At 65.4% G+C, this 22375-nt stretch carries 12 protein-coding genes; 5 read left to right on the top strand and 7 right to left on the bottom strand.

What is annotated here, in order from left to right:
* Nucleotides 1–2: 2 nt before the first annotated feature.
* Together bcp and H290_RS0112745 are read left to right on the top strand one after the other, a co-directional pair.
* A complete protein-coding gene (gene bcp, locus H290_RS0112750) occupies nt 3–476 on the top strand; it encodes a thioredoxin-dependent thiol peroxidase (RefSeq protein ID WP_020107199.1) in 474 nt (157 codons plus the stop codon).
* Nucleotides 477–495: 19 nt separating this feature from the next.
* Entirely contained in the window at nt 496–1209 is a 714-nt protein-coding gene (locus tag H290_RS0112745; RefSeq protein WP_020107198.1) for a TetR/AcrR family transcriptional regulator, read from the top strand.
* A 27-nt stretch (nt 1210–1236) separates the two neighbouring features.
* Here the strand turns inward: H290_RS0112745 and H290_RS0112740 are convergent, their stop codons facing one another.
* Nucleotides 1237–1641: a holo-ACP synthase gene (locus H290_RS0112740; RefSeq protein ID WP_028463121.1), complete on the bottom strand. Its 405-nt coding sequence runs from the start codon at nt 1639–1641 to the stop codon at nt 1237–1239.
* Nucleotides 1642–1654: 13 nt separating this feature from the next.
* Nucleotides 1655–10885 (bottom strand): type I polyketide synthase, encoded by a 9231-nt coding sequence (locus H290_RS0112735; RefSeq protein ID WP_020107196.1) that lies wholly within the window; start codon nt 10883–10885, stop codon nt 1655–1657.
* Nucleotides 10886–11321: 436 nt separating this feature from the next.
* On the opposite strand from H290_RS0112735, the gene H290_RS0112725 reads away from it, so the two are divergent.
* The gene (locus tag H290_RS0112725; protein WP_020107194.1) at nt 11322–11750 is read left to right on the top strand and encodes an HIT family protein; all 429 of its coding nucleotides are present in this window, start codon (nt 11322–11324) and stop codon (nt 11748–11750) included.
* Nucleotides 11747–12517 carry an NAD-dependent deacylase gene (locus H290_RS0112720; protein ID WP_020107193.1) on the top strand — a complete coding sequence of 257 codons (771 nt, stop codon included), beginning with the start codon at nt 11747–11749 and terminating at the stop codon, nt 12515–12517. The genes H290_RS0112725 and H290_RS0112720 overlap by 4 nt, the downstream gene beginning before the upstream one ends.
* A gap of 3 nt (nt 12518–12520) precedes the next feature.
* On the opposite strand, the gene H290_RS0112715 is transcribed toward H290_RS0112720, so the two are convergent.
* From H290_RS0112715 to H290_RS0112705, 3 genes are all read right to left on the bottom strand, one after another.
* The gene (locus tag H290_RS0112715; RefSeq protein ID WP_020107192.1) at nt 12521–16684 is read right to left on the bottom strand and encodes an AAA domain-containing protein; all 4164 of its coding nucleotides are present in this window, start codon (nt 16682–16684) and stop codon (nt 12521–12523) included.
* 115 nt (nt 16685–16799) lie between these two features.
* Nucleotides 16800–17150 (bottom strand): rhodanese-like domain-containing protein, encoded by a 351-nt coding sequence (locus H290_RS0112710; protein ID WP_020107191.1) that lies wholly within the window; start codon nt 17148–17150, stop codon nt 16800–16802.
* A gap of 157 nt (nt 17151–17307) precedes the next feature.
* Entirely contained in the window at nt 17308–19029 is a 1722-nt protein-coding gene (locus tag H290_RS0112705) for a DEAD/DEAH box helicase (RefSeq protein ID WP_020107190.1), read from the bottom strand.
* Between the two features lie 223 nt (nt 19030–19252).
* Between H290_RS0112705 and H290_RS0112700 the strand changes: the two genes are divergently transcribed.
* Nucleotides 19253–21043, top strand: a complete 1791-nt coding sequence (locus H290_RS0112700) for a long-chain fatty acid--CoA ligase (RefSeq protein ID WP_020107189.1) — start codon at nt 19253–19255, stop codon at nt 21041–21043.
* Between the two features lie 74 nt (nt 21044–21117).
* Here the strand turns inward: H290_RS0112700 and H290_RS31165 are convergent, their stop codons facing one another.
* Both H290_RS31165 and H290_RS28480 read right to left on the bottom strand, forming a co-directional pair.
* On the bottom strand, nt 21118–21291 hold the full coding sequence (locus H290_RS31165; RefSeq protein WP_020107188.1) for a hypothetical protein: 174 nt from the start codon (nt 21289–21291) through the stop codon (nt 21118–21120).
* A 97-nt stretch (nt 21292–21388) separates the two neighbouring features.
* Entirely contained in the window at nt 21389–22315 is a 927-nt protein-coding gene (locus tag H290_RS28480; RefSeq protein WP_020107187.1) for a hypothetical protein, read from the bottom strand.
* Nucleotides 22316–22375: the final 60 nt, after the last annotated feature.

Below are 22375 nucleotides of genomic sequence, written 5' to 3'. Positions count from 1 at the left end.
CGATGACTGACAACACACGTTTGGCGGTGGGCGACGACGCCCCCGGATTCTCTCTGCCCGATGCCGACGAGAACACCGTCTCCCTCGCGGACTACCGCGGACGAGCGGTGATCGTCTATTTCTATCCGGCCGCGAGTACACCCGGTTGCACCAAGCAGGCCTGCGACTTCCGTGACAATCTTGCCGAGCTCAACACCGAGGGCATCGACGTCATCGGGATCTCCCCCGACAAACCGGCCAAGCTCGCGAAGTTCCGCGACGCCGAGAGCCTGACGTTCCCGCTGCTCTCCGATGTCGACAAATCGGTCCTGACGGCGTGGGGCGCCTTCGGTGAGAAGAAGATGTACGGCAAGACCGTGACCGGTGTCATCCGGTCGACATTCCTGGTCGACGCCGACGGCAAAATCGCTGCCGCCCAATACAATGTGCGGGCCACCGGCCACGTGGCCAAGCTGCGCCGCGACCTCTCGGTCTGACCGGAGGCGGGCATCGTCCATGGTTTCACGGCAGTCCGGCCCCGGACCCGGGCCCACCGGAGCGCTCAAGACCAGTGCTCCGCGGTCCGGAGCTTCGAGGCTGCTCAGTGCCGAACCATTGGTTCCCCGCAAGCGGCCGACACAGCAACGTAGCCAACTGCGCTTCGATGCGATGCTGGCCGCTGCCCGGGAGCTGCTGATCGAGGTCGGTTTCGAGTCCCTGACCTGCGAGCACATCGCCGCGCGGGCCGACGTCCCGATCGGCACCCTCTATCAGTATTTCGCGAACAAGTACGTGGTGGTCTGCGAGCTCGACCGCGAAGACGCGACCGGCGTCCAGAGCGAGCTGGCGAGCTTTGCCGCGGAGATCCCGTCGCTGGACTGGCCCCGGCTGCTCGAGAAGTTCATCGATCACCTCGCCAGGCTCTGGCACGACGACCCGTCCCGGCGGGCCGTGTGGTTGGCCGTTCAGTCGACGCCGGCGACCAGGGCGACCGCGACAGTCCATGAACGCGCTCTGGCCGCCCAGGTGGCGCGCATCATCGCGCCGTTGACCCCGCAGCGCGATCGCCGTGCGCTGATGTCGGAGTTGCTGGTGCACACGGCGTATTCGCTGTTGAGCTTCTCGGTGCAGGAAGGCCACAACCATCCCGACACCGTGGCCGAACTCAAACTCATGCTCGGGCGGTACATGATGCTCGAGAATCCCGAAAGCCGCCAGACCACAGAGTGATCCGGCGGCATCCGCGAGCCGAGTAATTCAGTTCTCTGTCGGCACATCCTCGATGACGGCCACGGCGGCGGCCATGTCACCGTCGTGGGTCAGCGAGATGTGCACCACAGTGCCCTCCAAGAATCTGGAGATCTCACCGGCCAGCCTGATCGCCGGCCGACCCCAGGTGTCGGTGACAACCTCGATGTCGCCGTGACGGATCAAGGGCAACAACGGCTTCCGTGCAAAGCGGCTCACCGACCAGGCCTTGATGAAGGCTTCCTTCGCCGCCCAACGGGCGGCCAGGTGCCGGGCGTCTTCGCCGGTACCGGACGCCGAGTCACGACGCTCCCCCACCGTGAACCGGTCGGCGAATGTGGTGCCCGGCTGCTTCAGCTGTTCGGCGAAGCCGGGGACCGACACGAGGTCGATCCCCACTCCGATAACCGTCATTCCGTGCCGGCCGTCATACGCCGGCGCCGTAGTGCCCGTTGGCCGACAAGCGAGCGTCATGGTCGAGCAGCATGGCCGCTTCCTGGTCACCCTCGTAGGCACTGTCGTCGAAGCGACGGTTCGGCGGCCGCTGGTAGGCGGGCTTGCCACCGAACATCGACTCGAGCAGACGCTGCTGTCCCAGCCGTGAACGCTCTGCTGCCGCGGTCCGGTACTGCTCACGCTGAGCCGGATCAAGCGATGCGACAAAGGCTTCCGGATGGACAACCGCGATCAGTCCGGAGACGTGACCGAAGCCGAGGCTGGTCAGCAGACCCGCCTTGAGTGCGAACCGGTCGCCGAAGTGCAGCGGCTTGGTCGGCCAGACGAGGTGCTTGTACTCCTCCATGGCCTCATCGACACAGTCCAGGCTGCGGTTCGGCGGGATGACGCCGTCGCGCAACATCTGGCAGAGGCCGATCAGCTGGAAGGCTGCCGCACCACCCTTGGCGTGTCCGGTCAGCGACTTCTGGGACACCACGAAGAGCGGTGCACCTTCGCTGCGGCCGATCGCCGCGGCGAGACGCTCGTGCAGGTTCGCCTCGTTGGGATCGTTGGCCTTGGTCGAGGTGTCGTGCTTCGAGACCAGTGCCACGTCGTCCGGGCTCACACCCAGCTGGCGCAACGACCGGGCGAAGCCCGAATCCTTCTGTCCACGAGCCGCACCCAGTGCGCCGATGCCCGGAGCCGGGATCGAGGTGTGGACACCGTCGCCGAAGCTCTGTGCCCAACCGACAACACCGAGGACCGGCAGGCCCATCTCGGCCGCGACATCGCCGCGGGCGAGCAGGATCGTGCCGCCGCCCTGGGACTCCACGAATCCGCCACGACGACGGTCGTTGGCGCGGGAGTAGCGGCGCTCGTTGATGCCCTGCGCTGCCATCTTCCCGGACTCCGCGGTGGCCGACATGTCACCGAATCCGACGATGCCCTCGATACCGAGGTCATCGAAACCGCCGGCGACTGCGAACAGCGCCTTGCCGAGCTTGATCTTGTCGACACCCTCCTCCACCGAAACGGCGGCGGTGGCACAGGCGGCGACCGGATGGATCATCGCGCCGTAGCTACCGATGTAGGACTGGACCACGTGGGCCGCAACCACATTCGGAAGAGCTTCCTGCAGGATGTCGTTGGCCTTGGCCTCACCGGTGAAGGTGTCCAGGTACAGCGACCGCATCGACGTCATGCCGCCCATGCCGGTGCCCTGGGTGTTGGCGACCAGACCCGGGTGGACCCAGCGCATCAGTTCCGACGGCTCGAATCCGGAGGCCAGGAAGGCATCCACGGTGGCGATCAGGTTCCACAGTGCAACCCGGTCGATGGACTCGGTCATGTCCGCGGAGACACCCCAGCGAGTGGGATCGAATCCGGTGGGGATCTGACCGCCCACGGTCCGGCTCAGCTTGAACTTGCGCGGGACGCGGATCTCGGTGCCCGACATGCGGGTCACCTGCCATTCGCCGCTCTCGGCGTCGACCTTGATCTTGGTCTTGTCGGGTGCTGCGGACAGGAACGACCGTGCCTCGGCTTCCGACGCCACCGAGAAGGTGAGGTCGTTGTCCAGGAACACCGACGTGAGCAGTGGCGACGCGTTGTCGATCATGTCGCCGTCGTCGACGTACCGGCGGATGCCGCAGCGCTCGACCACGGTGTCGTGGTAGCGATCCGCGATCTCCGCTTCCGCCACCGGATCACCCGATTCGACGTCGTACCAACCCGGCTTCGGTGTTGCCTCCCAGGTGATGAGCCCGGTGCTCCAGGCCAGCTCGAGCACACCGGCGGCCGAGAGTTCTTCTGCGACCTCCATCTCGAAGCGGGTCCGGCTGCTGCCGTACGGTCCGAGCTCTCCGGCGCCGACGATCACCACCAGATCCTCGGGGCGGGCGTCGATGTTGCCCCATGCCGGGGTGGTCGACTCGGGAGCGCGGGCCGGCGACGGCAGCGCCGCCACTGTCGGCTCGTCGTCCTCGGTGTCGTCCTCGGTTGCGGCAGCCGCGTCGGCCTGAGCCTGAGCCAGTGCCTTCATGTCGAGCTTGGCATCGCCGAGCCCACCGGTCAGGTCGAGCTGCAACGGTTCGGTGCGTGCCTGCAGTCGTGCCGCCGGGGTGACGGCCTTGAGCAGTTCGGTGGCCATCTCGGGTGTCGACCACGTCTTGACACCGGCGGCCTCCACGGCCGCGACGAGTCCGTCGTTGTGGCCCATCAGACCGGTTCCGGAGACCCAGCCGATCAGAGCGTGAGCCAGCGTGACCTTCGAGTTCCACGAATCCTCGGCGCCCCAACGCTTCACGAGCGCGTCGAGCGCCGCCTTGGACTCGCCGTAGGCACCGTCGCCACCGAACATTCCGCGGTTCGGGGAACCGGGCAGCACCACGTGCAGGCGTGCGGCCAGGTGGTGGTCGGCAGCGATGTCACCGAGTCCGGCGATCAACCGCTCCACCGACCACAGCAGCACCTTCATCTCGAGCTCGGCGCGACCACCGGCATCGGTGAGATCACCGGCAACGCGGGGTGCGGCAAACGGGAACAGCAACGTCGGCTTGAGGGCCGGCTTCACCACACCTGTTTTGCCACCGAGGTTTTCGGTCTGCTCGCTACCGATCCACGAGACGAGCTCGTCGACGTCGGTGTACGACGACAGGTTCGCCGGAACCACCCAGAGTGCAGCGTTTCCGCGGGCACTGCGGCGGTACAGCGACTTGAAGAACGCCATCCGGTTGTCGTCGAGACGCGATGTCGTGGCGACAACGGTTGCGCCGTCGGCCAGGAGCTGTTCGACGACCGCTGCGGCGATCGAACCCTTGCTGGCGCCGGTCACGACCGCGATGTCATCCGAGTAGGACGAGGGCTTCGGATCCTGTGCGGCGTGGGCGATCTGGCCGTACAGGCGCGAATGCTCCTGGTAGCCGTTGGCCAATGCCTTGCCCTGCCACCAGGTGGCCTGGTGGCAGACCGTCTCGCCGGCACCGACGAAGCGCGCCGCGATGTCGTAGAAGTCCTGGTCGAGGACGTGCTCGTCTTCGATCCACAGTCGCGCCAGATCCTCACGGGAGGTGGCCCAGCGATCGTCGATCAGGACCGCACGGCGCTCGTCGAAGGCCGGGGTCACGACCCGCAGCCAGTCCGAACCCAGTTCGGCGCTGACACGTTCGAGGGCGGCGGTGTTGTCCTCGACGGGCTCGGCGGCCGAAACCTCATCGGCCAGACCGAGCTTCTCCAGGATGGTCTTGGCAGCCGAGGCCAGGGCCCCGCTACGCCCGGTGAACTGTTCGGTCAGCTCGCCCAGTGCCGCAGCGTCGACCATGCCTCCGCCACCACCGCCACCGACGGCCGGCTTCGACACGGCGATGCCCTTGATGGCACCGACCTTGGCGACCGCTGCGTCGATCAGTGCGTCGACGGCTTCGGCGTTGGCCGGAGGCGTCGAGATCAGGTCACCGAGATCGCCACCGCGCACGCTCACGCCGTCGCGGCTGCCGAGTGCCACCGCAACCGTGGTGTGCGTCGCCCAGCCGGAGCCGAGCTGCCACACCGAGGTGACGCGGTCCTCGATGTACGACGAGCGCTTGCCCGCCGGGCCGAAGACCTTACGGATCTGATCGCCCACCGCGTCGGAGAGGACCGAACCCAGTGGCTTGTAGCCGCGGGCCAGTGCGTTCACGGTCGATGCCAGCGCCGGCATCTCCGCCTCTGCGGCACCGTCGATCGCACCCAGTCCGAGTTCGCCGCCGATGTCGAGGAGCAGCTGGTTACGACGCGAGGAGACACCGTCACACAGCGCCTCGATCGTGTCCGCCGATCCGATCTGATCGACGCGGATCTTGGTCCACAGTGCGATCACCGAATTGACGGCGTCGGCCGGGCCGAACGAGATGTCGTCGGGACGCGGACCCGAATCTGCCGGGGCGGCAACAGGAGCCGGAGCGGCTGCGGCCGGCGCGGCAGCTTCGGCCGGTGCACCGGATTCCGCCGGTGCCTCGGCGACGTCGTCGTCCTCGTCCACCTCGGGTGCGGAGTCCTTGGACAGGATCGCATCGGAGTCGCGCTCGATGTTGAGCACCTGGACGGTGGCCTGCTGATAGTCGTCGAGCTTGAGTGTGTTGCCGGCCAGACCGCTCAGTGTCGGTGCCGACTTCACGCCGACCTCGATGAAGCGTTCGACGCCGACTCCGCCGCGCTCGGCGGGGGTGAACAGCAGATCCTGGGTCTCGATCCAGCGGACCGGGCTGGCGAACTGCCATGCCAGCAGCTCCACCAGGATCACGCGGGTCAGCTCGCCGGGCTTGGTGCTCCACGAATCCCAGTCGGCCAGAACCTCGTTCAGCGGATCCGACGGAACCAGGTCCGCGATCTCCTGGACGAAGTCGCGGCCCAGGTTGAACATCCGCGGCACCAGGTTGGGCACGTAGCGTCCGACGAGGATGTCGGGATCGATGTGCTCGGGCAGCAGGTCCTGCAAGCGGGTCCGGAAGTCCGGCACACCGGCGCGCAGCACTGTCGAGTGGAACGGCACGTCGATGCCGGGAACCACGATGAACGAGCGCTTGCCACCGGTCTTCGCGCGGCGGATCTCGATCTCGGCCTCGAGTGCTTCGAGACCCTTCACGGTGCCGGCGATGGCGTACTGCGAACCGAGCAGGTTGAGGTTCACGACCTCGACGAACTCGCCGCTGCGCTCACCGATCTCGTTGACGAAAGGAATGACGTCCTCGTCGGCCAGACCGAACTGGCTGGGCCGAATGGCCGCCATCTGGTAGTCGCTGCGGCCCTTGGCATCTCGCGGAACGAGATGGTGCATGGCCTCGCCGCGCTGGAAGACGACCTCGAGAACTGCCTCGAGCGGGAGAACACCGGCGCAGGCAGCCAGCGCGTTGTACTCGCCGACCGAGTGGCCACAGGTGATCGCACCTTCGACGAAGGCTCCGGACTCTTTCAGCTCGGCGATCTGCGCAACACCGAGAGTCGCCATGGCGACCTGGGTGAACTGCGTCAGGAACAGGACGCCATCGGGATGCTGGTAGGTGGTGCCGCCTGCCGACAACGTGGTCGGGTTGTCGCGGACCACGGCCAGGATCGAGAAGCCCAGTGCGTCACGGGTGTGCTTGTCGGCGCGGTCCCAGATCTTGCGAGCGGCCTTCGAGCGGGCCCGGGCGTCGAGACCCATGCCCTTGCTCTGGATGCCCTGACCCGGGAAGGCGTAGACGGTCTTCGGCGGGGCCAGCAGTCCGGTGGCGTTCATGACCAGCAGGTCACCCACCTTGCAGCTGACCTCGATGATGTCGCGGCCGGCATCCATGCCGACGCGGTCGACGCGAATCGTCACCTCATCGCCGGGACGGACCATGCCGAGGAAGCGGGCGGTCCAGCCCTGCAGTGCACGCGGAACCGGGATCGGGTTCTTGGCGTCGGTGGCGGTGGCGACGTGCTGCGCAGCGGCCGACAGCCACATGCCGTGCACGATCGGGCGTCCGAGTCCGGCCATCTTCGCGGCCGAATCGTTGACGTGGATCGGGTTGTGGTCACCCGACACCAACGCAAAGCCGTGCATCCGCGACGGGGTCGCGAACTTGGCTTCCCGCAACTTCTTCCGGGTTGCGTCACCGGCTGCGGCGCTCAGGGCGCCACCGGCGCGGGCCGGATCGGACAGTTCGCCGGCGCCGGTGCGGCCACGCACGGCGAAACGCTCTGTCATCTCGGCGATCACGACGGATCCGTCGGTGATGGCCACCGCGATGGTGATCACGCGGCCCATGTCGGTGTCGGTGACATCCGAAAGGGTTGCGGTGACGGTGAACTCGGCCTTGACGCGGGGCAGTTGTCCCACGGTCGATGCCACGTGGTCGAGGTGGACCAGATCGAGGAGGCCCTCGACAACGGGTGCACCGTCGTCGGTGGTGGCCGCTCCGATCACGCTGAACACGGTCGGCCAGCAGAGTCCGACGAGGGTGTCGGGGTTGGCGAAGCCGCTCACACCCTGCGGCAGTGAGGCGCTGAGGTGTTCGGGCAGCGTGTACGCGGTCACGGCGGCGTGATCGGCAACCGCTTCCGGGTCCCAGGTCGCCGTGCAGGTCGCGGTCCGGTCGGACACAGCGGTGAGCGATCCTCCGGCGGCGACGGTGAGGATCTGGCGCATCGCACCGGCAGCCGCATCAATGGTCACCTTCGGGGCACCACCGTCGAAGATCGAGTTGTCGACGATCATCGGGATCGAGACGGTCGACTTTCCGATCGGCACATTCAGGACGACGCCGTCTTCGGTGCGCTCCAGAACGGCACCGGTGGGCTCGTGCTCACCGCGCTCGTCCGACGGGAACTCCCAGGCATCGCGATCACCCAGCAGCGCAATCGGATTGGCGACCAGGCGGCCGGACCACTGGACGTTCAGCGCTTCGATGACGCTGCCGACGACTCCGTCGACATCGACCAGTCCGGCCCGCAGGCGAGCGCTGATCGGCTGCGACTGCTCACCGACACCGGCGAGGTCGGTGACGACCTGCGCCTCGAAACGGTCGAGCAGTTCGCCCACCGGCTCGTCGACGCGGGTGATACCGGCAACCGCAACGGGTCCGGGGATGATGCAGACCTCGTCGGCGCCGTAGCGGGCGTCATGGGCCTGCCACAGCGAGTCACTGCGCCACCAGCGGCGCACGTCCTTGTCGATGACGGGCACGAAGTTGACCGGCTTGCCCGGCGTCCGGCACAGCTCGAGGAAGAACACCAGGTCGGCGGGATGCAGTACATCGGTGCCGGCCGACGGGTAGACCGCGATCAGTGCATCGACGGCGGCACCGGCGTTGTCGGTGGCCGAGTCGTGTCCGAAGAGGGTGGTGATCTGGCCGCGGTCGGAGTCGTTCAGCCGCGCCTCGGCGCGCTGCAGCATCTCGACGAAGCGCTGGCGCCAGGTGATGTCGACCCAGGTCTTGTCACCGGTGGCGTCACCGACGGCGAGGTCGATGTAGCGCTCGAGCCACTGCTGATAGGTCATCTGAGCGACGTCACCGAAGTACGGCTTGGCCGTACCGGACAGGGCTTCGATGATCTCGTCGCGACGCTCGGCAACAGCCTCTTCGTCACCGGCGACGTCATCGAGCAGACGGCCACAACGCGAGGCGGCATTGTCGATCTCGTGAATGTCGGCGCCCAATTGGCTTCGGCCCGATGCCATTCCGGCAGCGGCGTAACCGGCACCGATCCACTCGTCACACCCGGGGGTGTTGACCAGCAGTTCCTTGACGGCCGGCGAGGTGGTCGCCTCTTTGGCGGCCATCGCGGCGGTGCCGACCAGGATGCCGTCGAGCGGCATCAGCGGGTAGTCGTGGGCCGCCGACCAGACACCGGTCAGGTATTCGCTGGCACGCTCGGCGGTGCCGATGCCGCCACCGACACAGATGACGACGTTCTGGCGGGCGCGCAGCTCGCCGTAGGTGGCCAGCAGCAGCGCGTCGAGGTCTTCCCACGAGTGGTGTCCACCCGCGCGGCCACCCTCGATCTGCACGATCACGGGGTAGTGCGGCACCTCGGCGGCGATGCGGATCACCGAGCGGATCTGTCCGATCGTGCCGGGCTTGAAGGCGATGTACGGGATCTGCGCGTCGGCGAGCTCAGAGACGAGCGCAACGGCCTCGTCGAGCTCGGGGATACCGGCCGACACGATGACACCGTCGATCGGGGCGCCGTTCGCGCGGGCCTTCTGCACCAGGCGCTTGCCGCCGATCTGCAGCTTCCAGAGGTACGGATCGAGGAACAGGGTGTTGAACTGTGCCTGGCGGCCCGGCTCGAGCAAGTCGGTCAGCTTCGCGATGTTCTCAGCGAAGATCGCCTCGGTCACCTGTCCGCCACCGGCCAGCTCGGCCCAGTGGCCGGCGTTGGCGGCAGCGGCGACGATCGCGGGATCAACCGTTGTCGGGGTCATACCGGCCAGCAGCATCGGTGAGCGACCGGTCAGGCGGGTGAACGCGGTCTCGACAACCTGGCGGCCATCGGGAAGCGACACGATGCGGGGGCGGTAGCTGCTCCACGGGATCTGGACATCAGGGATGCCGCCGGGTGCGAACAGGTTGCGCTGTCCGCCGCGCTGGCTGACGGAGATGAGTCCGATGCCCTGTCCGCGGACGACGGGAACACTCAGACGGGTGGCGACGTCGCCGGGACCGAGGTCGAGGATCCACTTCGCGCCGGCGTTGATCACGTCGTCGAGGGCATCAACCCACTGGACCTGATCGACCAGGACGGCGGCGGCGAGTCGACGGGCAGCAACCTCGTCGATGTCGCAGGCTCGCGCCCAATCGGCAACGAGATCGCATGCGGCTTCGAGTGAAGGATGGTGGAACGCGATCGACACGGACAGAGGATCGAAGACCGGCGCGAACGGCGAGCCACCGGTGACCTTCTTCTTGCGGTCGGCGGCTTCCGCGGCAGCAACCGTCTCGCACTGGCTGATGAACGCGGCCAGGTGACGCGGGGCGCCGGAGAGCACGACCGAGCGACGGCCGTTGATGATCGAGACAACAGGTGCCGACACCCGGTCGGACTCCGCGAGTCCCTGGGCGTATTCGTCGACAAGCACCTGGATGCGGGCGGGATCGACCTGGGTGACCGAGAGCATCGGGCTGCCCGAGGCGTCCACGGTCAGTCCGCGGCGGCGGGCGATCAACGCTCCGGCAGCACCGATGAGATGCGCAACCGCGAGGAGCGCGCCGTCTCCGAGCCCACCATCCTCAGATGCGGACCTGATGGCCTCGGCGGCCAATACGCCCTGCGAGTGACCCACGGCGGCAACCGGCGGCAACGCGCCGAGGTCGAGTCCCTGCTTGCGGTTCGCGCTGATCGCGGCGAGCTGCGCCAGCAGGATGCCCGGCACGGAGACCGGGGCGGCAACGAGTGCCGAGTCGGTCGGCAAGACCTCTTCGCTGTTGTAGGCGTGCACCCAGCTCAGGGGATGGAAGCCATCGGGGCGCGCGGCCGAGAGCTGATCGGCCACCGGCTCGATGAGTCGTTCGGCGGCTTCGACGATCTTGGTGGTGCTGCGGTCGAGATCTGCGTCGATCACCAATTCGGCGAGCACGGGCAGCCACGGGCCACCCTGTCCCCCGAAGCTGACTGCATAGGACTCACCCTCGCGAAGCCGGTCGATCAACGATCCATCTGGGCGCGGGGCCCAGGCTGAGTTCTCTTCTGCTCCTGCGCGAAACTGGTGAATGGTCACGGGGCTCCCTCATTGCTGTTGCATATTGATGGTCTGCGGCGTGACACCGCTCATCGTCTGTGACTGCGCACCTGCGAGCTGTTTACACCCGTCAGCGACCACAACGTTGTTGATCATGTTGTGGTACAACATGATTCATCGCCAGAGCCAGGCCTCGACGCCCGGCGTCCTCAGATGCGCATGGGAACTATGTTGGCACACGAAAATGAGGTTTTCCTCATGTTTGAAAGTGACCCACGGGTATACCCGCGGGTAACCTCCCGGGCACCCCCTCCAGCAATCCGCAAAGGGGGGCAAGCAATCGGATGATAGGCAGTTCACACCCCCCGAACGATCACTCGGACGGCGAAAATCGGACACAAAAAGTTGTTATCGAACCGTGACAATTGAATTGGTCACTATCTGTCGCGTCAGCGGCTCCCATTAGGCTGGGGTCATGACGGAGTGCATCTTCTGTGCCATCGCCGACGGCTCGTCGCCGGCCCACATCGTCTACGAAGACACCGACATCCTGGGCTTCCTCGACATCCGCCCCGTTCGCCCCGGTCACACCCTGCTCATCCCGAAGAAGCATGCCGCCGACCTCGCCGAACTGAGCCCGGAACTGGGCGGCAAACTCTTCGTGGCGGGCCAATCCATCGCGGCCGCACTGCGCGCATCGTCGATCGCAGCCGACGGCGTGAACCTACTGGTCAACGACGGGCGTGCAGCATTCCAATCCGTCTTCCATTCCCACCTGCACGTGGTGCCGCGTCATCACGGCGACAAACTGACCCTGGCACGGGGCCTGCTGACCAGACGCGACAACGACATGCCCGCAACGGCCGCGATCCTGCGTGCCCAACTGGAGGGTCCTCGCCGATGACCGACACCACGCTCGACCCGGCCATCGCAGATCTGGTGCGAGGCGCAGCCTGGGTGACGGTCTGCTCCGGCGCCGGAATGTCCGCCGAGAGCAATGTGCCGACCTTCCGGGACGCCGAGACCGGACTCTGGGAACGCTTCGACCCGACAGAACTGGCCACACCGCAGGCGTGGTCCCGGGACTCGGCGATGGTGTGGGCCTGGTACCAGTGGCGGGCCAAATTGGTCCGTTCGACCACACCCAATCCCGGCCATGTGGCGCTCGCCGAGTGGGCCGACCGCCGGACCGTCATGGTGGTGACCCAGAACGTCGACGATCTCCATGAGCGCGCCGGTAGCGCGGTCACCGCGCATCTGCACGGCAGTCTGTTCGAACCGAGATGCTCCCACTGCGATCTGCCCTATTCCGGCATCGACGCCGACCCCGAGGTCGCCACCGAGACGCTCCGCGTCCAACCACCGTCGTGTCCCCGGTGTCTGTCAGAGGTGCGCCCCGGTGTGGTGTGGTTCGGTGAACCACTCCCCTCCCACGCCTGGGAACGTGCTGCCGACGCCGCCGCCGGATGCGACCTGCTGATCGTCGTCGGTACCTCGGGCATCGTCTACCCGGCCGCATCATTGCCCGAGCGGGCTCTCGCCGCAGGCATCCCGGTGATCGAGATCAACCCGGAGCCAACACCTTTGAGCTCGTTGGTGACCCACTTCATGCAGACCACCGCAGCCGTCGGGCTCCCCGCATTGCTGCAGGAAGTCCCGCCGGCGGGCTGAATGCTAGTCGCCGTGGGTCAGGGTCAACGGTTCCCAGGGGTCCTCGACCGGACCGCCCGCAAGGTCGGGCCCCACCGAATCGGGCCGCACACCACGCTTTTCGAGTTCGTCCCAGAGACCGTCGAGTGCGTGCCCCGGATTCAGCAGGTATTCCGATTCCCGGACCCGCCAGAAACGCCAGCCACATCGGCGGAGTTCACGCTCGCGCTCCATGTCCGCGCGGGCCTGTTCGGGCGTGCTGGTGAACTCGTCGCCGTCGCACTCGACAGCCAGCCGTGCATCACTTCCGGTGACGACCAGATCCACAATCCGGTTGTTCACCACTACTTTTGGATTCACATAGAACCCACGGTCGACCAGGTCGACGAAGATCTGCTGCTCGAAAAGTGAATCGAACGGTTCGGTGCGTGCAGTCGGGGTCACGCCCGTCGGGATCGGATCCACCAGCGCACCTTCGGTCTTCTGCAAGTACGTCAGCAGCGAATAGCGCAGATCGTTCTCTTTGAGATCGTCGGGTTGAACGGAGTGGACGAGCCACAACTGTTCCATCGCGCGTGATGCCGCAACGTTGATGCGCCGCTGAGATTCGCTGCGGGTCAAAGCATTCACGTTGGTGTCGGGGCAGACAACCATCGACAGGAACACCACGTGCCGTTCGTCGCCCTGGAAGTCGGGCGGTGTGCCGACCCGGAGGCTGCGGTCACGCCACACCTGCGGGTCGATCGCTTCCCGCAACAACTGGGTGACCAGATCCACCTGACGCTGCCCCTGCAGGACCACGACACCGAAGGACATGCCGTCGTAGCGCGGGTCGTCCGCGCACTCGGTCAGCAGACGCACCAGCGCATTTGCCTCATCCACGTTGACCAGCGACGAGTTCGATCCGGTACTGCGGGCGTCCTCGACGTGGTGCGTCCGCAGCGGCGGCAACCGGTCGGCACCGAATTGGCGGACCGGGACCAGCGGTGAATCCGGATAGAACTGCCGGCTCGAGAACTCGATGATCTCGGGCATCGACCGGAAGTGTTCGCGCAATCGCACCACATGACCGAACCTCGTCCGAAGCATCGAGAACAGACTCGACCGCGGAGTGAGGCTGTCACGCATGTATTGCGGGATGTCGGGCAGATAGGTGTCGAGCTTGGCAAACACCTCTTCCATCCCCGATCCGCCGAAACCACCTGGTGCACACTGACGATCGTCGCCGACGACAATGACGCGCGGCGCGAGCCACAGCAGGAACAGACTGGAGATGTCGGCCTGGCTGGCCTCGTCGACGATGACCACGTCAAACGAGTTCTGCGCAGGCGCAACCGAACTGAGAACCTGGGCGATCGGCATGATCCATGCCGGAACCGCCGTCTGGGCCTGTGCCATCGCCGACCGGGCCGCCAGCCGGAAGCGCTCGGCATGTTTGCCCGAACCCTTCCCGATGTTGGTGATGTGGTCGCGGTACGACTGCAGCGCCTGCACCTGGCTGACGGTCATGTGCTCCAGGCACTCTCGCCAGGCACACGCGGCAGCCAACCTGGCCGTGAAGTGTGTGATGTCCGCCTCGACCTCGTCGAGGTCGGCTTCGAGACGGGTCTCGCGGGTGGGATCGCTGCGCTCTTGGGCCCACTGGTAGGCGCGGCGCCACGACCAGGCGGCATCGAGGTCGGCGAGCCGGTCCTCCCAGACCGGGTCGTCGGACGTCTCGATCAGAAGCTTCACCAGCGCGGGCGCCTTCTGCTTCAGACGCAATTCCAAAAGATCGAGGGCGCCCTGGTTTTCGAGTTCTCCGCGGGCGGTGTACCAGGCCCGGCGTGCTTCAAGCACCCCATCTGCGTCGGCTGCCCGCACCGCGGCCAGGAGCGCGTCCCCTTCCGGCGACGGACCTTTTTCGACCTCGGCCGACAGTGCTCGGGCGACATCGTCGAGCTCGCGTCGGGCCAGCACACCGTCGTTGGCCGCGGCGATCGCGCCGGCCTGCCGGGCAACCTCTTCGACCTCGTCGATGCTCTTCGGCCGTGGACCGCCAGGACTGATCGCATTGAGTTCACGGACCAACTGATCACGGCCGGTGAGCAATTCGGATACCCAGGCGAGCTGTCCGTCGAGACGAACCAACCGGCCGAGCTGCACCGAACGCGCCCCGGAGGTATCCATCGGGACGTTCACCTCGGCCAGGATCGCCTGCACACGCGCGACCGCGTCGAGCACACCGAGATGATCGGCGACCAGGCGCAGCGACGCCGCATCCGACGGTTCACGGCCGTCCACGGTGAACGTGGCACCGAGATCTTCGACGGCCTTCTGCTGTGGAGCTTTTCGGAAACGCCCACGCCACTGGCCACCGGACTCGAGGTACTCGGCGGCCTTCTCGTAGAGCACCAGATCGCCGGGCGCGGCGCCACCACCTTCGATGGTGTGCGTGCCGATCCGGGTGTCGCGTTCGGTGGCGTCGTCGATCACACCCGACAATGCCGTCACCCGATTCCACAGGTATGACGCCTCACCCGAGAGCAAACGGTCGGCCATCTGCTGCAGATGTGGTGGGAACGTACGGACTTCACGCACCGCGGCACCGAGCCGATCACACCGTGCCTTGACCCTGAGCAAACGGGCGCTGTCGACATCGGCGAGGATCGCGAGCAGCGACCCGCTGCCGACCATCTCTTCGACGGGGCGATTACGTACCCGACTGCAGATGGTTTCGAGTTCCATCGTCCCCGGCAACACCACGTCGAGGTCGGGCAGATGTTGACCGAGCCGGCTCGACCAGCGCTCGGTACGTCGACCCAGGAGTTCGAGAAGCCGGTCGAACTCTTCGGACTCCAGCGGCGGCAGCGCACTGTGTAGCGGCCCCGGAAGCCATTCATACTGTGCGGCAACGTCATTGCACTGCCGGACGATTCCGGCGGCGGTGCCGCTGTAGCCGGCGGCAACCCACTCGTGCTTTTCTGTCTCGGATTCGCGAAGCTGCCAGATCTCGCGCAGGATCTGCTCCCGTTTGGAACGGGCCTGGTCACGCTTGGACCTCAGGTTCTTGATCTCACTGGTCGCCACCCGCGACTGGAAACTCCCCTTGCGATTGGCAATCGCCTCCACGCTGTCGATCAGTGACTGCGACCCGTCTTTGGTGACGTCGGTGATCGATACCGCGAGCTGCTGAACTTCGACGGGCAGTTTGTCACGCAGGACATGCAGGGCCTGCGCCTTTTCCGAAACAACCAGCACCCGCTGCCCTTTGGCCAGCAGAGCGGTCATCAGGTTGGCGATGGTGTGCGTCTTACCGGTTCCGGGAGGCCCCTCGACCACAACGCCGCTGTCGAGACCGAGCTGGGCCAGGATGTCACGCTGCTCGACGTTGGACGGCAACGGATACAGCGCGTCCTCGATGAGCTCTTCGGCCGACATGGCGCCGCTCTCGCGCAGGCGCTGGATACGTTCCTCGGCCTCCACCGGTTCGACCAATTGGGCCAGACCGACCGGGATCTCGTTCGACTCGTCCCGAAGGGCGGCAATCATCGACTCGTAATAATCCAGGAGCGGGGCCGAACCGCGGCGCCGGAGCACCAGCGCCGGCTCCAGGTCGACTTTCACCGACGCCGGATCATCGGCGACCGCACGGCGCCATTTGGTGAAGAACTTCTCGATGGAATCCGCGACCGGCGAACGCGTGGTGGCCAATTGACCGGCCACCTCTGCCGAGGCGGAGAGATCGAACCCCTCGAAACCGGTCAGCAGATGTCCGGCATGCAGTTCTGGTTGCGAACCACCGGCCAGCTTGACCGTGATGGTTCCCGCAGTGTGGTCGTGCAGGGCAAGAACGGGCTGTGTCACGAGATGCTCTCGGACCAGCACGGGGTCGCCGTATGTCAGCAGTCCCGACGCGAGGACCAGTTCCAGCGACTCGGGGCGCTCGGCCAATTCGTCGATCGCCTGCGCGAGAAGGTCATACCCGGTGTTCTGCGCAGGATTGTCGCGCGACAGCTCGGTGATCACCTGGCCGACGGCCGCATCGCGATTCATCGGAATGTCGTAGCTGTCGCCGAGCCACACCACGCCGGCATGGTCGTCGACATCACGAATGACTGACGATTTTGCGCGGATCAGTTCATGCAGGAACTGCAACAAACGCAGAACTCTGCCACGCCGGTCGTCGCCGGACACCGAATCGGTCATCACGTCCTCGAGTTAAGCCTCAGGTTGACACTCTTTGCCACCCTGAACGCTACCCGCTGAAGCGCCTCGGTTCACACCGCGTGGCTGGTTGACGGCCCAGTTGACGGCCCTGTTGTCACTTGTGTCCGATGGCGGTGCGCAATGCGCGATACCCGCCGACAACGTAATGCACGTTGGTGTATCCCATGGCGGCGATCTTCTCGGCGATCCGGGCGGCCTGTGACTTCACCGACACGACGTCGATCTCGGTGTCGAGACCGTCGATCGCAGCGATTCGGCGGCTCGACCCCGGTTCGAATGCATCGTGCAACTCACCGGGTTCGACCACCACGGCTCCGGGCAAACTGCCCTGATGCCGGACCACCTGTGGTCGCATGTCGACCACTATCGCCGTTCCGCGATCGCGATGTTCGGCGGCTTCTGCCGCCGAGATCGGATCCGCCGTCGCCACTGGACTCATCACCATTCCTACTGCTCAAACCTTCGTGTTGCTCAAAAGCACGTGCGCCACTCGTTAGGTCGCGTCGCAGACCCGCATTGTTACGGGAATGTTTCACATTAACGAACGTAGCCCAAACACGGACATGGTTTGGCAATAAGGAACAGCCTCGAACAGGGACTATCTAGGGTCGGCCTCGACCCGCTACCTTCTGCGTACCGCGTCGGTCGCGGCCGTATGACTTGTTGCCGTACCCCTGCGAACGACCGCGCGGAGATCCCTCATCCTTCTTGATCCCGATGGGAACACCGGCGATTCGGGTGCTGCGCAACCGCGACAACGTTTCGCGGTCGAGGTTGCGAGGCAGCTCGACCAGGGAATGGTCGGCCCGAATGCTGATGTGACCGAAGTCTCCACGGGACAGGCCGCCCTCGTTGGCGATTGCGCCCACGATTGCACCCGGCGTGACGTTGTTCTGACGTCCCACAGCAAGGCGGTACGTCGCGAAATCTCCGTCACCGCGCCCGGAACGCTCAGTGCGTTCCTTGCGGTCACGGTCTTTGCGTTCGCTTGCCGGCGGATCGGGTGACAGCAGGAATCCGCCGTCACGCGTTTCGAGTGCCAGGGCGGCCGCGATGTCGGCCATCGTGACGTCGTTCTCGCTGGCGTAGTCCTCGATCAGCTTGCGGAAGAGGTCGAGATTGTCCGATCCCAGGTTGCTGGTGATCGACTCGCCGAACTTCGCCACACGCTGCGCGTTGACGTCATCGACACTGGGCAGGCCGATCTCGTCGAGCGGCTGCCGGGTGGCCTTCTCGATCGCCCGGAGCAGGTGACGCTCGCGCGGCGAGACGAAGAGCAGCGCATTGCCCGAACGACCGGCGCGGCCGGTACGTCCGATGCGGTGCACATAGGCCTCGGTGTCGTGCGGGATGTCGTAGTTGAGGACATGCGAGATCCGCTCGACATCGAGTCCGCGGGCAGCAACATCGGTGGCGACCAGGATGTCGACCTGACCGTTCTTCAGCTGAGCGATCGTCCGCTCACGCTGCGCCTGGGCGATGTCACCGTTGATCGCTGCCGCCGAGAAGCCACGCGAACGCAAACGCTCGGCAAGGTCCTCGGTGGCCTGCTTGGTACGGACGAAGACGATCATCGCGTCGAACGACTCGACTTCGAGCACGCGCGTCAACGCATCGAGCTTGCGCTGGTGCGATACCTGCAAGTACTTCTGCGTGATGTTGGACGCGGTCGCGGTCTTGGCCTTCATGGTGACCTCGACCGGATTCTTGAGGTACCGCTGCGACAACCGTCCGATGGTCTTCGGCATGGTGGCCGAGAACAGAGCGACCTGCTTGCTCTCCGGGGTGTCGCGCAGAATCCGCTCGACGTCTTCGGCGAAGCCCATGTTGAGCATCTCGTCCGCCTCGTCGAGGACGAGGTAGTCGAGCTCGGAGATGTCGAGGGTGCCCTTGTCGAGGTGATCGATCACGCGACCAGGTGTGCCCACGATGATCTGGGCGCCGCGGCGCAGACCGGACAGCTGGACGGTGTAGCTCTGGCCACCGTAGATCGGCAGGACCTTCACACCGGGGAGGTGAACCGAGTAACGCCCGAAGGCTTCGGCGACCTGCAATGCGAGCTCACGAGTCGGTGCGAGGATCAGCGCTTTGGGCTTACGAGCGCTCGGATCGATGCCCGAAAGAATCGGTACCGCGAAGGCGGCGGTCTTACCTGTACCGGTCTGTGCAAGACCGACCACATCCCGGCCGTCGAGGAGCGGCGGAATTGTCGCTGCCTGGATCGGCGAAGGGGTTTCATAACCCACATCCGTGAGTGCTTGCAACACACGGGGATCCATCCCGAGGTCTGCAAAGGTCACGGTTTCTTCATTTTCGGCGGCCATATCACTCGTGGGGACCGCACCAATACTGTCTGTCATCGGTTCCCACTGTAGCCGTGATCAGCTCAAATCCGTTATTCCCAACCCGCGTGGTGAGGATGCGATACGCATACACTGCCCGCGCCCTACTCGCGAGTAACGCGAAAAGGTAACCTGGCCCACAACCACTGGTGTCCGAATTGGTCGGCCACCCGCTCTCCGCCCCAACCTTCCACTGGAGGCCAACGTGCAAGAGATCACCGTCCCCTCTGACTTCGTTGTTCCGGAGAAGGCATCGATCGTCGATTCGATGCTGAAGCACCGCTCGGAGTCACCTACAAAAGCATTGTTCAAGCGCCGTGCAGCGGACGGCTCCTGGTACGACGTGACCACCAAAGAGTTCGCCGATCTCGTCGACAAGGTCGCCAAGGGTTTCATCGCCTCGGGCGTCGGACCGGGCGACCGGGTCTCCATCCTCTCGGCCACCCGCTACGAGTGGACCGTCGTCGACTACGCCGTCTGGCGGGCCGGCGGCACCACCGTCGCCATCTATGAGACCTCGTCGTCGTCGCAGGTCCAGTACATCGTCGAGAACTCCGGCACATCGCTGCTGGTTGTCGAAAACGCCAATCAGAAGGCGCAGCACTCGCCTTCACTGGCCGACGCCGCCGAACTCAAAGAGACGCTGGTCATCGAGGAGGGAGCCATCGAGGAACTGGTCAAGCGAGGCGAGGGGATCGGCGACGACGAACTCGAACAGCGTCACGCGAACACCCTGGCGTCCGACGTCGCGACGCTGGTCTACACCTCCGGCACCACCGGTAAGCCCAAAGGTGTGGCACTGACCCACGCCAACTTCATCCACGAATGCCACGCGGTCCGTGTCACCCTCGGGGACCTGATGTCGGAAGGCAGCTCCACGCTGCTGTTCCTCCCGCTGGCGCACATCTTCGCGCGAGTCATCTCGGTGGCATCGATCGTGCATCTCGTGCAGCTCGGTCACACCACGGTGACCCCCACGCTGATGGACGACCTGGCCGCGTTCAAGCCCAGCTACCTGCTGTCGGTCCCCCGCGTGTTCGAAAAGGTCTACAACAGCGCCGAGCAGAAGGCCGAGGACGGCGGCAAGGGCAAGATCTTCGCCGCCGCGACCGAAACCGCCATCGCCTACTCGAAGGCCCTGGAATCCGGCGGGCCCGGATTGGTCCTCAAGGTCAAGCACAAGATCTTCGACGTCCTCGTCTACTCGAAGCTGCGCGCCGCACTGGGAGGTAATTGCGACAGCGCCGTCTCCGGCGGTGCAGCTCTGGGCGCACGCCTCGGCCACTTCTTCCGCGGCGTCGGTATCCCGATTTTCGAGGGCTACGGACTGAGCGAGACCACCGCGGCCGTCACAGTCAATGCCGAAGGCGCACAACGCATCGGAACCGTCGGCCGCCCCGTCCACGGCCAGTCGGTGGCCATCGCCGACGACGGCGAGGTCCTGCTCAAGGGACCGGTGGTCTTCGGGGGTTACTGGAAGAACGAGCAGGCCACCAGCGAAGCGATCAAGGACGGCTGGTTCCACACCGGCGACATCGGCACCCTCGACGACGGATACCTCTCCATCACCGGACGCAAGAAGGAACTGATCGTCACCGCCGGCGGCAAGAACGTCTCGCCGGCCCAGATGGAAGATGCCGTCCGCGCCCATCCGCTGGTCAGCCAGGCTCTGGTCGTCGGCGACAACAAGCCGTACATCGCCGCCCTGGTCACCCTGGATCCAGAGGCACTGCCGGGTTGGCTCCATCGGCACGAACTCCCCGCGGACACGCCGATCTCAGATCTGCTGGACAACGAGAAAATACGCGCCGACATCGACGACGCCATCGCCGCGGCGAACGCTCTGGTGTCCAAGGCCGAAGCGATCAAGAAGTACCGCATCATCGACACCGACTTCACCATCGAGTCGGGCGAGCTCACTCCCACGCTCAAACTCAAGCGCAACGTGATCCACGATTCACACAACACTGAGATCGAGGGTCTTTACACCAAGTAGGACCGCCTCGGCGGAACACAACAGCGGTACAAAACAAAGGGAGATCACCGTCGCGGTGATCTCCCTTTGGTTCTCTACTTCAGTACCAGCACAACCACCACAACCGCCACGAGGACCGCCAGGATCAACCATTCCAGCTTGTCGCCACGACTCTTTCGCGACGTCACCCCATCACCGTCCGGGTGTAGGCCGGCCTGTTGCGCGCGGAAGCCATTGGTCCATGGCGGTGGGGGTGGAAACGCACTCACTATCAACAACTCCTCGATTACTTGGCGACCGGTCAACGGCGGGCACTGCAGCTGTGTTCCCCAAACGTGCCCGCGCGGGACCGACGTCACATTCCGGCTACGGTACGACGCCGACTGCGGCGCTCAACACCTCGTTGACGGTATTCGTTAACGCTGTAAGGCGGTCCCGTCCTGCCTGCCAATCTTCTTCGAGCTCTTGACGACTGAGCAGAACCACCACAAACCGCCCTTCGTCACCGACGAGTCCCGCGCTGTGCAAGTAGCTGGTCGTGCCCCAACAGCACATCCACCCCTGTTTGGCGGCGATCGGGCCGGTGGACCGCGGAGCCAGCAGACCGAAATCTTGATCAAAGCCATCGGCGGCCACGGCTGGTGCCGCGGCGAGCGCCCCGATGATCAGGTCGCGGTCGCGCTGCGGCATGCGCAGCACGTGCCGGTAGATCCGCGCGATGTCCGCGGCGGTGACCGTCACCTCACCCCAAATGGACGGATCTTCTGGCATCACCGTTCCGGTCAGGCCAAGTCGCGCCGCCACCCGGCCGACCGCTCCTGCCCCGTCGAAGCCAGTCCACAGCTCGTTCATCGCAAGGTCGTCGCTAGGCCCGAGTGCTTGCCGGATCAGATCGATGGCGAACGGATCCACCACCAACCCTTCAGCGCGTCTCCTGTCGACGATGTCCACCGCGACAATCAATTTCGAGAGCGACGCCGACAACATCGGAATTGCAGGGCGACCACCCAGCGCCAGTTGACCGGTCTGCGTATCAAGGATGGCTGCCTCGAGCTCGATCCGTCCCATGCCATCGGCCGCATTCGCTGCGGCCTCGGCGGCTGCGTCTACGTAGTTCTGGTTCGCTGTCGCCGAGTCCGCCGCGATCACGTCGGGGCCGGCCTCGGTCGCGCTGCCGGCACCGCAGAACACCGCACCGACCGAGGCCGTCAACAGGATGTGCACAGCAATCAACCAGCCCGCCACGACAGCTCGTGCGGACTTGTGGCCGGAGGCTGCGAGGCTGGCAAACATGGTATTTCCAGCATCCGCTCGAATGTCTTGCGGTGCCACTTCGGGACCACCCGTCGGCTC

Origin of the sequence: Nocardia sp. 348MFTsu5.1 (genome assembly GCF_000383535.1) — a bacterium.
GTDB lineage: Bacteria > Actinomycetota > Actinomycetes > Mycobacteriales > Mycobacteriaceae > Williamsia > Williamsia faeni.
This window is presented reverse-complemented; position numbering and strand designations above follow the sequence as displayed.

What these genes read in the sequence shown, in the direction of transcription:
- bcp (WP_020107199.1), top strand. Translation starts at nt 3, where the DNA reads ATGACTGACAACACACGTTTGGCGGTGGGCGACGACGCCCCCGGATTC.
- H290_RS0112745 (WP_020107198.1), top strand. Translation starts at nt 496, where the DNA reads ATGGTTTCACGGCAGTCCGGCCCCGGACCCGGGCCCACCGGAGCGCTC.
- H290_RS0112740 (WP_028463121.1), bottom strand. Translation starts at nt 1,641, where the DNA reads ATGACGGTTATCGGAGTGGGGATCGACCTCGTGTCGGTCCCCGGCTTC.
- H290_RS0112725 (WP_020107194.1), top strand. Translation starts at nt 11,322, where the DNA reads ATGACGGAGTGCATCTTCTGTGCCATCGCCGACGGCTCGTCGCCGGCC.
- H290_RS0112720 (WP_020107193.1), top strand. Translation starts at nt 11,747, where the DNA reads ATGACCGACACCACGCTCGACCCGGCCATCGCAGATCTGGTGCGAGGC.
- H290_RS0112715 (WP_020107192.1), bottom strand. Translation starts at nt 16,684, where the DNA reads ATGACCGATTCGGTGTCCGGCGACGACCGGCGTGGCAGAGTTCTGCGT.
- H290_RS0112710 (WP_020107191.1), bottom strand. Translation starts at nt 17,150, where the DNA reads ATGGTGATGAGTCCAGTGGCGACGGCGGATCCGATCTCGGCGGCAGAA.
- H290_RS0112705 (WP_020107190.1), bottom strand. Translation starts at nt 19,029, where the DNA reads ATGGCCGCCGAAAATGAAGAAACCGTGACCTTTGCAGACCTCGGGATG.
- H290_RS28480 (WP_020107187.1), bottom strand. Translation starts at nt 22,315, where the DNA reads ATGTTTGCCAGCCTCGCAGCCTCCGGCCACAAGTCCGCACGAGCTGTC.